We start from the raw sequence: 11821 nt of genomic DNA, 5'->3' as shown, positions 1-11821 counted from the left end.
GCGCTTATTCCAGTCGGGTGGGCGGGCAGGCAGCCGGGGAGGGCTGCCGGGTAGCCGTCCATTGTACCCCGGGCGCCCGGTAGAGCCACGCCCTGCGTGGCTGCGGGGCTTGGCAACGGCGCGCGAAACGGGGACACTCCGCCCCATGAAGGGGATCTTGGGGATCGCTGCGCTGGCCTTGGCTGCGCTGACCGCTGTGCCGGCCAGTGCGGGCACCCTGTACAAGTGTGTTGGCGCGGACGGCATTCCCAGCTATGTCAGCAAACGCATTGCCGGCACCAGCTGCAGCGTGGTCAGCAACTACCGTCCCGACCGCAGCGCCCCGCGCCGTTACGTTCCGCCACCGTCTCCAGCCCCTGTGCCCGCCCCTGCGGTCGTGGCAACCGCTGCGCCGGTCCAGGACGGTGCCGCGTCCGGCACCGCGCTGGCCCCGACCCCGGCACCCGCCCAGGCCGCCACCGTGCTTACTGCCGCGCCGGCGCCGGCGGCCCGCACCGGCAAGGCGCAGCGCGTGGTCAACGGGCAGGTCTACTCGTACATGAAGGATGGCGTGCGGCATTACACCAGCCGCCGGCCCGCGCAGATGGCCAGCCTGGGCCAGGTCCGCACCATCCATTACAGCTTCATCGAGCGCTGTTATGCCTGCGGTGCCAGTCCGGGCGTGAACTTCGGTTCGGTCCGCCTCAACACCACCGCCTTCCAGGCAGAGATCGCGTCAGCCGCGCGCGAGTTCGGGGTGGAGGAGGCGGTCGTCCGCGCCATCATCCACGCCGAATCGGCTTACAACCCGACCGCGCTCAGCCGCGCCGGCGCACAGGGCCTGATGCAGCTGATGCCGCCCACCGCGCGCCGCTTCGGTGTCACTGATTCCTATGATGCGGCGCAGAACATCCGCGGCGGCGTGCAGTACCTGTCGTGGCTGCTCAAGCGCTTCAACGGCAATCTGACCCTCGCCGCAGCGGGCTACAACGCGGGCGAAGGCGCGGTCGACCGCCACGGTGGCGTGCCGCCTTACAGCGAGACGCAGTACTACGTGAAGCGCGTCGCCCTGCTCGCCGACCGCTACCGCGGCGCCACCGCCTCCACGCAGTAATCCCCGTCCGCTTTCGATCGCATCGCGAAGCCCGGCCAACGCCCGGCACTGCAGATGTGGGCGCTTCCCTGGCAGCGCCGGCCGTTGGCTGGCCCTCGTGGTGCGACCACCATTGTGTCGCCGAGTCAGGTTCCGCTATAGTCGATCAGGATTCATTGTGGACTGGCCCCCACCGGTCTACTGGCAGCCTCAAGCTACCTAAATCAATATCGGAGTGCCGGATGGCCAACGATGGGGTAAACGATCCAGTCAACACTGGACGTCGACGATTTCTTTCCGCAACCACCGCAGTGGTGGGAGCAGTCGGCGTCGGTTTCGCCGCAGTTCCGTTCATCAAGTCCTGGAATCCCAGCGCCCGCGCCAAACTGGCCGGTGCCCCTGTGCTTGCCGACATCAGCGCCCTGCAGGAAGGCCAGCGATTGGTCATGGAGTGGCGTGGACAGCCGATCTGGATCGTCAAACGGTCCAAGGCCATCCTTGACGCCCTGCACGGGCTGGATGGGCGGCTGAAGGATCCTGCGTCGGAGAACAAGGACCAGCAGCCGGACTACGTGCTCAAGCAGAACCCCGAATTCCGCGCGATCAAGGCCGAGGTCTCGGTGCTGGTCGGGCTGTGCACCCACCTGGGCTGTTCGCCGGAAATGGTGGCCGAGATCCGCCCCGAGCCGTTCGATCCGGAATGGAAGGGCGGCTACTTCTGCCCCTGCCACAAATCCCGGTTCGACATGTCCGGTCGCGTCTTCGACGGCGTCCCGGCGCCGATCAACCTGCTGGTGCCGCCGCACCATTACCAGGACGACAGCACCATCATCATCGGCGTCGATCCTCAGGGGGCAGCCTGATCATGGCCAACATCCTTTCCCGTACCGCCACCGGCGTCGCCGACTGGGTCAACGCACGCGCGCCCGGGCTGATGCCGGTGTACCGCAAGCATGTGAGCGAGTACTACGCGCCGAAGAACTTCAATATCTGGTACTACTTCGGTTCGCTTGCGCTGCTGATCCTGGTCAACCAGATCGTGACCGGCATCTTCCTCACGATGCACTACAAGACCAGTGCGCTGGAAGCGTTCAACTCCGTTGAATACATCATGCGAGACGTGGAGTGGGGCTGGCTGATCCGCTACATGCACTCCACCGGGGCCTCGCTGTTCTTCATCGTGGTCTACCTGCACATGTTCCGCGGCCTCATGTACGGCAGTTACCAGAAGCCGCGCGAGCTGGTGTGGATCCTGGGCATGCTGATCTACCTGGTGCTGATGGCCGAAGCCTTCATGGGCTACGTGCTGCCGTGGGGCCAGATGTCGTTCTGGGGCGCCAAGGTGATCATCTCGCTGTTCGGCGCCATTCCGGTGATCGGCAACGGGCTGACCGAATGGATCATGGGCGATTACCTGCCCAGTGATGCCACCCTCAACCGGTTCTTCGCCCTGCACGTGATCGCCCTGCCGCTGGTGCTGCTGTTGCTGGTGGTGCTGCACCTGGGCGCGCTGCATGAAGTGGGGTCGAACAACCCCGACGGCGTGGAGATCAAGAAGGGGCCCAAGGGCAACCGCTGGTCGGCCACCGCGCCCACCGACGGCATTCCGTTCCACCCGTACTACACGCTCAAGGACGGGGTGGGCGCCGGCTTCCTGCTGATCATCGCGGCCTTCATCATCTTCTTCGCGCCAGGCTTTGGCGGCCTGTTCCTGGAGCACGACAACTTCACCGAGGCCAACCGCCTGGTCACGCCCGAGCACATCAAACCGGTGTGGTACTACACGCCGTACTACGCGATGTTGCGCGTGGTGCCCAACAAGCTCGGCGGCGTGATCGTGATGTTCTCGGCGATCGCCATCCTGTTCCTGGTGCCGTGGCTGGACAAGGCGCGGGTAAAGTCCTACCGCTACCGCGGCTGGTTGTCGCGCGCGCTGCTCGGCGTGTTCGCGGTCTGCTTCATCTGGCTGGGCGTGATCGGTTCCGGGCCCGGTACCGATGCGCATGAAACCTATGTCGGCCGCGTGCTGACCTTCCTCTACTTCGCCTTCTTCATCACCATGCCGCTATGGACCAAGCTGGACAGGACCTTGCCGGTACCGGACCGGGTGACCACGCATGACTGACCACTGGATTGTCCGGCTGGCCTGCGCGGCCGCCCTGATGCTGGCCAGCACCGTCGCCGGCGCCGCCGAAGGCGGCAAGACCCTGCAGGCCGGCAACGACCTGGGCGACCGTGCGTCGCTGCAGCGCGGCGCGCAGCTCTACATGAACTACTGTTCCGGCTGCCATGCGCTCAAGTACCTGCGCTATTCGCGGATGGCGCAGGACCTGGGGCTGAGCGAAGAAGAGGTCATGAACAACCTCAACTTCACCGGCGTGCCGATCGGCGAACCGGTGCCGGTGACGATGCCCAAGGCGGAAGCCGAGAAGTGGTTCGGCAAAATGCCGCCGGACCTCAGCCTGATCTCACGGGTGCGTGGCAGCGACTGGGTCTATACCTACCTGAAGTCGTTCTACCTGGATCCCAGCCGCCCGCTGGGCTGGAACAACGCGCTGTTCCCCAACGCCTCCATGCCCAACCCGCTGTGGGAAATGCAGGGCCTGCAGCACGCCGTGCACGGCAAGCCGGAAGCGCCGGGTGCGGACGCGCCGGTGACCGGGCTCACGCTGGCACAGCCCGGCAATGTTGACCCGGGGCAGTACGACCAGGCGGTGCGGGACATCACCAACTTCCTGGAATATGCCGGTGAACCCGCGGCGCTGAAGCGGCAGAAGCTGGGCGTGTGGGTGATCCTGTTCCTGGCACTGCTCACCTTCCTGGCCTACCTGCTGAAGAAGGAGTACTGGAAGGACGTGCATTGATCGATACGGCGTAAGTCGATCGGCCTATTGGCTTTTGTGATGGGCAGTTGCACACTCGGGTACTGTGACGACTGTCGGCAATGGGCCGGCAGCGCCGATGCGACCGGCGGATACCGATCGCTGGAGAGCCTTTGATGGCGGCGAGCGTACGCATGCGGAACACCCTGACGCTGTTTTCCTCGAACGACGACGTGCTGTGCCATCGCGTGCGCCTGGTGCTGGCTGCCAAAGGCGTTACCTATGATTTCGTACCCGTCGACCCGCAGAACCCGCCCGAGGATCTGATCGACCTCAATCCGTACCACTCGGTGCCCACGCTGGTAGAGCGCGAGCTGGTGCTGTACGCGGCCTCGGTGGTCAGCGAATACCTGGACGAACGCTACCCGCACCCGCCGCTGATGCCGGTGGACCCGCTCTCGCGTGCGCGGATCCGGCTGGCGATGCTGCGCATCGAACACGACTGGGTACCGCAGGTGCAGGCGATCCAGCTCGGCAACAAGACCCAGGCCGAGGCCGGGCGCAAGCGGTTGAAGGAACTGCTGACCAGCGCGGTGCCGCTGTTCAAGGCCAGCAAGTTCTTCCTCAACCCGGAAATGAGCCTGGCCGATTGCGCCATGGCGCCGATCATCTGGCGCCTGCAGTCGCTGGACGTGCCGTTGCCCAAGGATGGCAAGTCCATCGAGGATTACGGCAACCGCATTTTCCGCCACCCGGGCTTCATCCGCAGCCTGACCGACCAGGAAAAGAAGCTGCGCGACCTGCCGGCCTGACCGGCGGTTCGCTGCATCGGCGCTTTACGCCGGGGGACGTGCATGCTGACCGCTGCACGGGTGGGCGCGTACACTTGTCACATTTCCGCGGCACCCGACAATGACTGAAGACACTTTCCGCATGACCAGCCATCGCCCCTACCTGTTGCGGGCGCTGGTGGAATGGATCAACGACAACGACCTGACCCCGCATATCCTGGTCGACGCTGGCATGCCTGGCGTACAGGTGCCGCAGAGTGCGGTGAAGGACGGTCGCGTGGTCCTCAACATCGCCGAGCGCGCGGTGGTGCGGCTGCACATCGACAACGAGAGCGTGAGCTTCTCGGCCCGCTTCTCGGGCACCAGCTACCCGGTGCAGGTGCCGATCTCGGCCGTGCTGGCCGTCTACGCCCGCGAAACCGGGCAGGGCATGGCACTGCCGGATGATATTCCCGGCCACGAGCCGAGCCCGGACGATACCCTGCCGCCGGATGACACGCCGACCCCGGATGACACCCCGCCCAAGCCGAGCGGTCGCCCGCACCTTCGGGTGGTCAAGTAAGAGATCGCCGCCCTCGGGCGGCGATTTTGTTTCTACACATCCTCGGCGCCGGTGGTGTCCACGCTGCGACGGATTTCGCTGATGCGCGCGGCCGAGGGCCCGACGAAGGCCACCAGTTCATCGCCGCGCAGCACCATCCGCCCGGTATGGCGGTCGATGCCATCGTGGGAGTACTCGAAGCGGTAGGTGCGCTCCCAGCCCAGCCAGCCGTTGTCCTTGCGGCAGACGCGGATGCCACTGGCATGCACGGCCTGGTCCAGCCACTGCACGTCGGCGGCGCGGCAGGCGTTGCGGCCCAGTTCGATGGCGCGTTCGGCCGCGGCGCGCGAGGAGTTCCAGAAGGCGTAGGCGAACGCGCCGGCAATCATCAACAGGATAAGACTGGGCATCGGCGGCTCGGTGCGGAATCGGGTCAGGAACGACCAAGATGGCGACGAACCGGCGCCGGATCAAGCCGGCGACCCGTCCTGCTTCTGCGGCTGCTGTGGTTGCGGGGCAGGCGATTGCGTTGGCGGTGGTATGGGCCGCGGCGGCACGACGCGCGGGAAGGTGGGCTTTGGCGGCGGCGTCGTCGCCGGCACGCCAGGCTGGGCGGGTGCCGGCAGCGGGCCGGTGGCCGGCGCGGGCGATGGCGATGGCGATGGCGGATAGCTGGGCGTCGACCCCATCGGCGAGGTCGCCACCAGCTTGAGCAGCGCCGCCCAGTCCTGCCGGTTGAAGTTGCACTCGTCTTCGCGTCCGGGGGTACAGCCCATGTCGTAGGGATCGCTGGAGGGGGCCGGCGGCAGCTGGATGCGGCCGCTGCGATCCAGCGACAGCTTGCGCATTGCCACCGTGTTCATGACATTGCCGCCGATCAGGTACAGCGTGTGGTCGCCGCCCATGTTCGCTGCGATAACCACCTCGCAGTGCGATTTCCAGTTCGCCACCGTGCCGCCGCTGAGCTGTTGCACCAGCCCGGCGTAACTCAATGATTCGTTGCGGCCACGCAGGTAGCACAACAGGTCGCCGGGCGCGGGCTTTTCCTGCGCTGGATCCGCCATCCGGTACGGACCGGTGTTCTGGTAAGCGGCGCGGATGTAGTCGATGTGGCGCGGCGAGCGGGTGAAGCCGGGCACTCCGGCGCGGCTCATCACCCAGGAGATGAAGGCGGCCGACCACGGGTTGTCGATCAGGAACGCACGACAGTCGCTGTCGGTGTAGCGCGAACCGAACGGCTCCATGCAGCTGGTGGCGCCAGGCTGGCTGCCCATCGGTCCCAGCGTGCCGCTGTCGCGCCAGTAGCCGACCACGCGCTGCCACGCGGGCATGCCGTCGTCGGCCAGGTATTCCCGTTCGGCCTCGCTGACGCCAAGGTTGCGCGCACGGCCTTCCCCATCGATGAAGGGGCGGTACCACAGTCGGTGCTCGTTGCAGGCGGTCCGCACGATGCTCGCCGCCAGCGGGCTCAGACCATAGCGCGGCGGGATGTCGCAGACCTCGGCAGCGGCGGCAGCGCCGGGAAGCAGCAGGAACAGGGGGGTCAGGCAGGCAAGCAGGGGCAGCGGGCGCATCCGCGCTCTCCGGGTGGGGGCACGGGAAGCGTCGCAGAGCCGGCAGGGGAAGCCCGTGAAGGCAGCCCGTTGGTCGGTACGAATGCCACGGTAGGTACCGACCGTTGGTCGGTACCCGTCAGGGCGGATCGCCCAGCTTCAACGACAGATCAATCGCCTGCACATGCTTGGTCAGCCCGCCAATCGAGATGCAATCGACGCCGTCCTCGGCAATTGCGCGCAGCCCGGCCAGGTCCACGCTGCCGGAAACCTCCAGCGGGATGCGTCCGGCGGCGATCCGCACCGCTTCACGGCGGCTGGCCGCGTCGAAGTCATCGATCAGGATGCGGTCGCAGCCCACCGCCAGCGCTTCGCGCAGCTGGTCCAGGTCTTCCACTTCCACCACCAGCGGAAGCTGTGGCCACTGCGCCCGCGCGGCATTGACCGCAGCGGTCAGCGAACCGGCAGCGCGGATGTGGTTTTCCTTGAGCATCACCGTGTCGTACAGGCCCTGGCGATGGTTGTCGCCGCCACCGCAGCGCACCGCGTACTTCTGCGCCGCACGCAGGCCGGGCAGGGTTTTGCGGGTGTCCAGGATGCGCGTGCCGGTCCCGCTCACCGCCGCGACGTAGCGTGCGGTAGTGGTGGCGGTGCCCGACAGCGTCTGCAGGAAATTCAACGAGGTGCGTTCGGCGCTTACCAGGCTGCGGTTGCGCCCTTGCAGGATCGCCAGCACGGTGCCGGCGGTCACCGCATCGCCTTCGGCCACCCGCCACTCGATCCGGACCTGCGGGTCCAAGGCCTGGTGGGTGGCATCGAACCACGGCCGGCCTGCGATCACCGCATCCTGCTTGCACAGCAGGTAGGCGCTGTCGGGGCGGTCCGGGAGCAGGGCGGCAGTCACATCTCCCGGGCCGATGTCCTCGGCCAGGGCGCGGGCGACATCGGCCTGCACCTGGCCGGGGTCAGGAGGCGTCAGCACGCTCAGGCTCATTACTTGGGAAAATCGGCAATCTGGGCGGTATCGATGGCTTCTTCCGGCAGCAGCACGGGAATGCCATCGTTGACGCGGAAAATCTGCTTGCGGTCCTGGGTCAGCAGCGCTTCGCGCACGGGTTGGACCAGCGGGGTGCCCTCGAGGTTGGTCACCGTGCCGGCGCCAATGGCCCGGTTGAGCGCGTCCAGGCCCTTGGAATCCAGCAGGGACAGGCGCTGGGCGGTGCGGGGCGCGCACAGGAGGTCGATGACTTTGCGATCCATGGGTTCTTCGTCTTGCGTGGAAGGCGGCTAGAATACGTCTTTAAGGCAGGTGACGGCCAATGACCCCCAACCAATCCGCGCCGCTCGTCGGCATCGTCATGGGTTCCCGCTCCGACTGGGAGACCATGCAGCACGCGGCGCAGAAGCTGGACGCGCTCGGTGTTCCCTACGAAGTGAAAGTCGTGTCGGCGCACCGTACGCCCGACGTGCTGTTCACCTACGCCGAACAGGCGGGCCCGCGCGGGCTGCGCGCCATCATTGCCGGTGCCGGCGGCGCCGCGCACCTGCCGGGCATGATCGCGGCCAAGACCGCGGTGCCGGTGCTGGGCGTGCCGGTGCAGTCCAAGGCCCTGAACGGCATGGATTCGCTGCTGTCGATCGTGCAGATGCCGGCCGGCATCCCGGTGGCCACCTTCGCCATCGGCAATGCCGGCGCCTCCAACGCCGCGTTGTTTGCCGCCGCCATGCTGGCGCCGGAGCAGCCGGCCATCGGCCAGGCGCTGGAGGGTTTCCGTTCCCGCCAGACCGAAGACGTCATGGCCCACGACGATCCGCGTCAATGACCACGGTGACCGTTGGCATCCTGGGCGGCGGCCAGCTGGCCCGCATGATGGTCCTGGCCGGCGCGCCGATGGGGCTGCGCTTTGAACTGTTCGACCCGGCCGCGGACGCCTGTGGCGGGCAGCTGGCGCCACTCCAGGTGGCCGCGTTCGAGGACGAGGCCGCCCTGGCCGCGTTCGCCGAACGGGTGGACGTGGTGACCTTCGACTTCGAGAACGTGCCGGCGCGCAGCGCGCAGTTCCTGGCCGGACGAGTGCCGGTGTATCCCAACCCCGACGCGCTGGCCGTGGCGCAGGACCGCCTGAGCGAAAAGACCCTTTTCCGTGAGCTCGGCATTCCACTGCCGGCGTTCGCCGACATCGGCAGCCGCGACGAACTGGCCACACGGGTGGCCGAGTTCGGGCTGCCGTGCATCCTCAAGACCCGCCGCTTCGGTTACGACGGCAAGGGCCAGTTCCGCCTGCGCAGTGCGGCCGACATCGATGCGGCGTGGGATGCGTTGGGCGGGCAGGTGGCCCGCACCGGCCTGATCCTGGAGGGCTTCGTCGCCTTCGAGCGCGAAGTCAGCGTGGTCGCCGTGCGCGGCCAGGATGGCGAGTTCCGTGCCTGGCCGGTCACCGGCAACTGGCATGTGGATGGCGTGCTGTCGGCCAGCCTGGCCCCGGCGCAGCTGACACCCGCGCAGCACGACGCCGCCATCGGCTATGCGCAGACGCTGGCCGAACGGCTGGATTATGTGGGGGTGTTCGCGCTGGAGCTGTTCTGCCGCGGCGAGGAGCTGCTGGCCAACGAAATGGCGCCGCGCGTGCACAACTCCGGGCACTGGACCATCGAAGGCAGCGAAACCTCGCAGTTCGAGAACCACCTGCGTGCCGTGGTGGGGTTGCCGCTGGGTGACACCCGCATGCTGGGCCATGCCTGCATGCTCAACTGGCTGGGTGAAATGCCCGATGCGGATGCCGTGCTGGCACAGCCTGGCGGGCACTGGCACGACTACGGGAAGGAGCCGCGCAACGGCCGCAAGGTCGGGCATGCCACGTTGCGCGAGGATGAGGCCGGAGCGTTGGCGGCTGCGCTTGAGGCAGTGGGGCAGCAGCTGGGTCGTCCGGATCAGGTGGCCCCTGCCGTCGCCGCCCTGCGCGATTGATGAAGCACGGTCACGACCAACGGTCGTGACCTACCGGGCGAAGCAGATCCGGTAGGTACCGACCGTTGGTCGGTACCCGCGTCAATCGCGCAACTGCGTGGCCACGAAATCCCAGTTGACGATTTTCCAGAACGCGTCCAGGTATCGGCCGCGTTCGTTCTGGTAATCGGTGTAATACGCGTGTTCCCACACATCGCAGGCCAGCAGCGGGGTGCTCTGGCCGGTCAGCGGGGTGCCGGCGTTACGGGTGGCCTGGATCGCCAGCGCGCCATTGGGGTGCTGCACCAGCCACACCCAGCCGGCGCCGAACACGCCCAGCGCGACCCGGTCGAATTCTTCGCGCAACCGCTTCGCGTCGCCGAAATGGCGGCTGATCAGTTCGCCCAGCCGCCCCTGCGGTTCGCCACCGCCGCGCGGATGCAGGCACTGCCAATAGAACGCGTGGTTCCAGGCCTGGGCGGCCGCGTCGAACAGGCTGCCCTGGCTCTGCCGCACGATCTCTTCCAGCGGCAGCTCGGCCAGTTCAGTGCCCTCGATGCGTGCATTTACCGCATCCACGTAACCCCGGTGATGCTGGCCATGGTGGAGGTCCAGGGTGGTAGCCGACAGATGCGGCTGCAGGGCGGTGCGGTCGTAGGGCAGGCGGGGCAATTCGAGGGGCATGGGTCGCTGCAGGCTGGAGACGGGGCGCCGGAGGCAGGGCCAGTAGGATTACAATGACCGTCTGGGAAGTCTATCCGACCGGCGAGGTCGGGTGTCCCGTGGCGCAGGGAGAGTCGTGGTGGCGGTAATGCAAGAGATCCAGGCCGAAGTGGACAAGTACCCCCTCGTGTTGTTCATGAAGGGCACCCCGCAGTACCCCATGTGCGGCTTCTCCAGCCGCGCCGTGCAGGCCCTGATGGCCGCCGGTGCCGTGTCGCTGCGCACCGTCAACGTGCTGGAACTGCCCGAGGTCCGGGCCAACCTGGCGCGCTTCTCCAACCTGCCGACGTTCCCGCAGCTGTTCATCAACGGCGAGCTGATCGGCGGCTGCGACATCATCCAGGAGCTGTTCGAATCCGGCGAACTCAAGCGGATCGTCGAAGAGGCATCTCAGCCGTGAGTGCGGTCCCGTCCGTTGCGGTCGGGACCGCATCGCTTGCCGATCGCGTCATCCTGGTGACCGGTGCGGGTGGAGGTTTTGGCAGTGCCGCCGCCATTGCCTGCGCCGCCGCAGGTGCCACCGTGGTCCTGCTGGGACGCAAGCCGCGCCGGCTGGACCGGGTCTATACAGCGGTGGAAGCGGTCGGCCCCGAGCCGCTGCTGTACCCGCTGGACCTGGAAGGGGCCACCCCGGACGACTACGCCACCCTGGCCGAGCGGTTGCAGTCCGAGCTCGGCCGGCTTGATGGCGTGCTGTACTGTGCCGCCGACTTTGCCGGCCTGACCCCGTTCGAACACGCCGACCCGGCCGCGTTCGCGCGGGCGGTGCACGTCAACCTGACCGCCCCGGCCTGGCTGGCCCAGGCCTGCCTGCCGCTGCTGCGCCAGCGCGACGATGCCGCGCTGGTGTTCACCGTGGACGATCCGGCCCGGGTAGGGCGGGCCTACTGGGGCGGCTATGGCGCCGCCCAGCACGGGTTGCGCGGCCTGATCACCGCGCTGCACGACGAGCTGGCCAACAGCCCGGTGCGGGTCAGCGGCCTGCAGCCCGGCCCGATGCGCACCGCGCTGCGCGCCCGTGCCTACTCGATCGACGAAGACGGCATGGCCCGCGACCCGGTGGCCTGCGCTGCGGCGGCCGTCGAACTGCTCTCGGCCCAGGGCATCGCCCACCGCGGCACGGTGCTGGACCTGGCGTAACCGGCTGGAAACGGCTGCGACGTACCCTTCCCTGGAAGCGGTTACGCGAGAATCCGCGCCCTCGAACCTGAACACGAAAGAACGCCCGGCGGAGCACCCTGTTCAGCCAAATGTGAAGAACGCGTCACGATCGCGTTGTGATGGCGTGTGTTTTGTCGCCAAACGGTCATATAGCGGGCTTATCGTGTTAATCTAGTGTTAACCGTTGCGGCTGAAACCAGCCTGCGGCAAG

15 protein-coding genes are annotated in these 11821 nt (G+C 67.2%); 10 read left to right on the top strand and 5 right to left on the bottom strand.

Annotation, left to right across the window (positions count from 1 at the left end; translation table 11 throughout):
* Positions 1 to 145: 145 nt before the first annotated feature.
* The 6 genes from KVS69_RS01705 (at position 146) to KVS69_RS01680 (ending at position 5247) form a co-directional block, all read left to right on the top strand.
* Positions 146 to 1093: a lytic transglycosylase domain-containing protein gene (locus KVS69_RS01705; protein WP_095364012.1), complete on the top strand. Its 948-nt coding sequence runs from the start codon at positions 146 to 148 to the stop codon at positions 1091 to 1093.
* A gap of 221 nt (positions 1094 to 1314) precedes the next feature.
* Complete coding sequence (petA, locus tag KVS69_RS01700) at positions 1315 to 1935, top strand: ubiquinol-cytochrome c reductase iron-sulfur subunit (protein WP_068850670.1); 621 nt, start codon at positions 1315 to 1317, stop codon at positions 1933 to 1935.
* A 2-nt stretch (positions 1936 to 1937) separates the two neighbouring features.
* Entirely contained in the window at positions 1938 to 3197 is a 1260-nt protein-coding gene (locus tag KVS69_RS01695; RefSeq protein WP_068850673.1) for a cytochrome bc complex cytochrome b subunit, read from the top strand.
* Between the two features lie 37 nt (positions 3198 to 3234).
* Positions 3235 to 3936, top strand: coding sequence for a cytochrome c1 (locus KVS69_RS01690; protein WP_237334347.1), 702 nt, complete (start codon positions 3235 to 3237; stop codon positions 3934 to 3936).
* A 134-nt stretch (positions 3937 to 4070) separates the two neighbouring features.
* A complete protein-coding gene (locus tag KVS69_RS01685) occupies positions 4071 to 4706 on the top strand; it encodes a glutathione S-transferase N-terminal domain-containing protein (RefSeq protein ID WP_145478065.1) in 636 nt (211 codons plus the stop codon).
* A 100-nt stretch (positions 4707 to 4806) separates the two neighbouring features.
* Positions 4807 to 5247, top strand: a complete 441-nt coding sequence (locus KVS69_RS01680) for a ClpXP protease specificity-enhancing factor (protein WP_093534021.1) — start codon at positions 4807 to 4809, stop codon at positions 5245 to 5247.
* Positions 5248 to 5279: 32 nt separating this feature from the next.
* Here KVS69_RS01680 and KVS69_RS01675 read toward each other — a convergent pair whose 3' ends face one another.
* The 4 genes from KVS69_RS01675 to KVS69_RS01660 form a co-directional block, all read right to left on the bottom strand.
* Complete coding sequence (locus KVS69_RS01675; protein WP_068850685.1) at positions 5280 to 5636, bottom strand: DUF3301 domain-containing protein; 357 nt, start codon at positions 5634 to 5636, stop codon at positions 5280 to 5282.
* A gap of 60 nt (positions 5637 to 5696) precedes the next feature.
* Positions 5697 to 6800 (bottom strand): DUF2272 domain-containing protein, encoded by a 1104-nt coding sequence (locus tag KVS69_RS01670; protein ID WP_217536059.1) that lies wholly within the window; start codon positions 6798 to 6800, stop codon positions 5697 to 5699.
* Between the two features lie 118 nt (positions 6801 to 6918).
* Positions 6919 to 7761 (bottom strand): carboxylating nicotinate-nucleotide diphosphorylase, encoded by an 843-nt coding sequence (gene nadC / locus KVS69_RS01665; RefSeq protein WP_345776784.1) that lies wholly within the window; start codon positions 7759 to 7761, stop codon positions 6919 to 6921.
* Between the two features lie 11 nt (positions 7762 to 7772).
* Positions 7773 to 8039, bottom strand: coding sequence for a hypothetical protein (locus KVS69_RS01660; RefSeq protein WP_093534028.1), 267 nt, complete (start codon positions 8037 to 8039; stop codon positions 7773 to 7775).
* 59 nt (positions 8040 to 8098) lie between these two features.
* Here KVS69_RS01660 and purE point away from each other — a divergent pair, with 59 nt between their 5' ends.
* Both purE and KVS69_RS01650 read left to right on the top strand, forming a co-directional pair.
* Positions 8099 to 8602, top strand: a complete 504-nt coding sequence (purE, locus tag KVS69_RS01655) for a 5-(carboxyamino)imidazole ribonucleotide mutase (RefSeq protein WP_068850697.1) — start codon at positions 8099 to 8101, stop codon at positions 8600 to 8602.
* Complete coding sequence (locus KVS69_RS01650) at positions 8599 to 9747, top strand: 5-(carboxyamino)imidazole ribonucleotide synthase (protein ID WP_217536056.1); 1149 nt, start codon at positions 8599 to 8601, stop codon at positions 9745 to 9747. Before purE ends, KVS69_RS01650 begins: the two co-directional genes overlap by 4 nt.
* Positions 9748 to 9828: 81 nt before the next feature.
* Here the strand turns inward: KVS69_RS01650 and KVS69_RS01645 are convergent, their stop codons facing one another.
* Positions 9829 to 10410: a Fe-Mn family superoxide dismutase gene (locus KVS69_RS01645; RefSeq protein ID WP_068850703.1), complete on the bottom strand. Its 582-nt coding sequence runs from the start codon at positions 10408 to 10410 to the stop codon at positions 9829 to 9831.
* Positions 10411 to 10528: 118 nt separating this feature from the next.
* Here KVS69_RS01645 and grxD point away from each other — a divergent pair, with 118 nt between their 5' ends.
* Together grxD and KVS69_RS01635 are read left to right on the top strand one after the other, a co-directional pair.
* On the top strand, positions 10529 to 10849 hold the full coding sequence (grxD, locus tag KVS69_RS01640) for a Grx4 family monothiol glutaredoxin (RefSeq protein WP_068854623.1): 321 nt from the start codon (positions 10529 to 10531) through the stop codon (positions 10847 to 10849).
* The gene (locus KVS69_RS01635) at positions 10846 to 11589 is read left to right on the top strand and encodes an SDR family NAD(P)-dependent oxidoreductase (RefSeq protein ID WP_217536054.1); all 744 of its coding nucleotides are present in this window, start codon (positions 10846 to 10848) and stop codon (positions 11587 to 11589) included. Before grxD ends, KVS69_RS01635 begins: the two co-directional genes overlap by 4 nt.
* The last annotated feature ends 232 nt before the right edge of the window (positions 11590 to 11821 follow it).

It is taken from the genome of Stenotrophomonas sp. GbtcB23 (assembly GCF_019091045.1).
Classification (GTDB): Bacteria; Pseudomonadota; Gammaproteobacteria; order Xanthomonadales; family Xanthomonadaceae; genus Stenotrophomonas; species Stenotrophomonas rhizophila_A.
This window is presented reverse-complemented; position numbering and strand designations above follow the sequence as displayed.

Bases quoted from the DNA above. Each gene is read 5' to 3' on its own strand.
- KVS69_RS01705 (WP_095364012.1), top strand. From the start codon at position 146: ATGAAGGGGATCTTGGGGATCGCTGCGCTGGCCTTGGCTGCGCTGACC.
- KVS69_RS01670 (WP_217536059.1), bottom strand. From the start codon at position 6,800: ATGCGCCCGCTGCCCCTGCTTGCCTGCCTGACCCCCCTGTTCCTGCTG.
- KVS69_RS01680 (WP_093534021.1), top strand. From the start codon at position 4,807: ATGACTGAAGACACTTTCCGCATGACCAGCCATCGCCCCTACCTGTTG.
- KVS69_RS01690 (WP_237334347.1), top strand. From the start codon at position 3,235: ATGCTGGCCAGCACCGTCGCCGGCGCCGCCGAAGGCGGCAAGACCCTG.
- KVS69_RS01650 (WP_217536056.1), top strand. From the start codon at position 8,599: ATGACCACGGTGACCGTTGGCATCCTGGGCGGCGGCCAGCTGGCCCGC.
- KVS69_RS01660 (WP_093534028.1), bottom strand. From the start codon at position 8,039: ATGGATCGCAAAGTCATCGACCTCCTGTGCGCGCCCCGCACCGCCCAG.
- KVS69_RS01645 (WP_068850703.1), bottom strand. From the start codon at position 10,410: ATGCCCCTCGAATTGCCCCGCCTGCCCTACGACCGCACCGCCCTGCAG.
- KVS69_RS01695 (WP_068850673.1), top strand. From the start codon at position 1,938: ATGGCCAACATCCTTTCCCGTACCGCCACCGGCGTCGCCGACTGGGTC.
- petA (WP_068850670.1), top strand. From the start codon at position 1,315: ATGGCCAACGATGGGGTAAACGATCCAGTCAACACTGGACGTCGACGA.
- purE (WP_068850697.1), top strand. From the start codon at position 8,099: ATGACCCCCAACCAATCCGCGCCGCTCGTCGGCATCGTCATGGGTTCC.
- KVS69_RS01685 (WP_145478065.1), top strand. From the start codon at position 4,071: ATGGCGGCGAGCGTACGCATGCGGAACACCCTGACGCTGTTTTCCTCG.
- KVS69_RS01675 (WP_068850685.1), bottom strand. From the start codon at position 5,636: ATGCCCAGTCTTATCCTGTTGATGATTGCCGGCGCGTTCGCCTACGCC.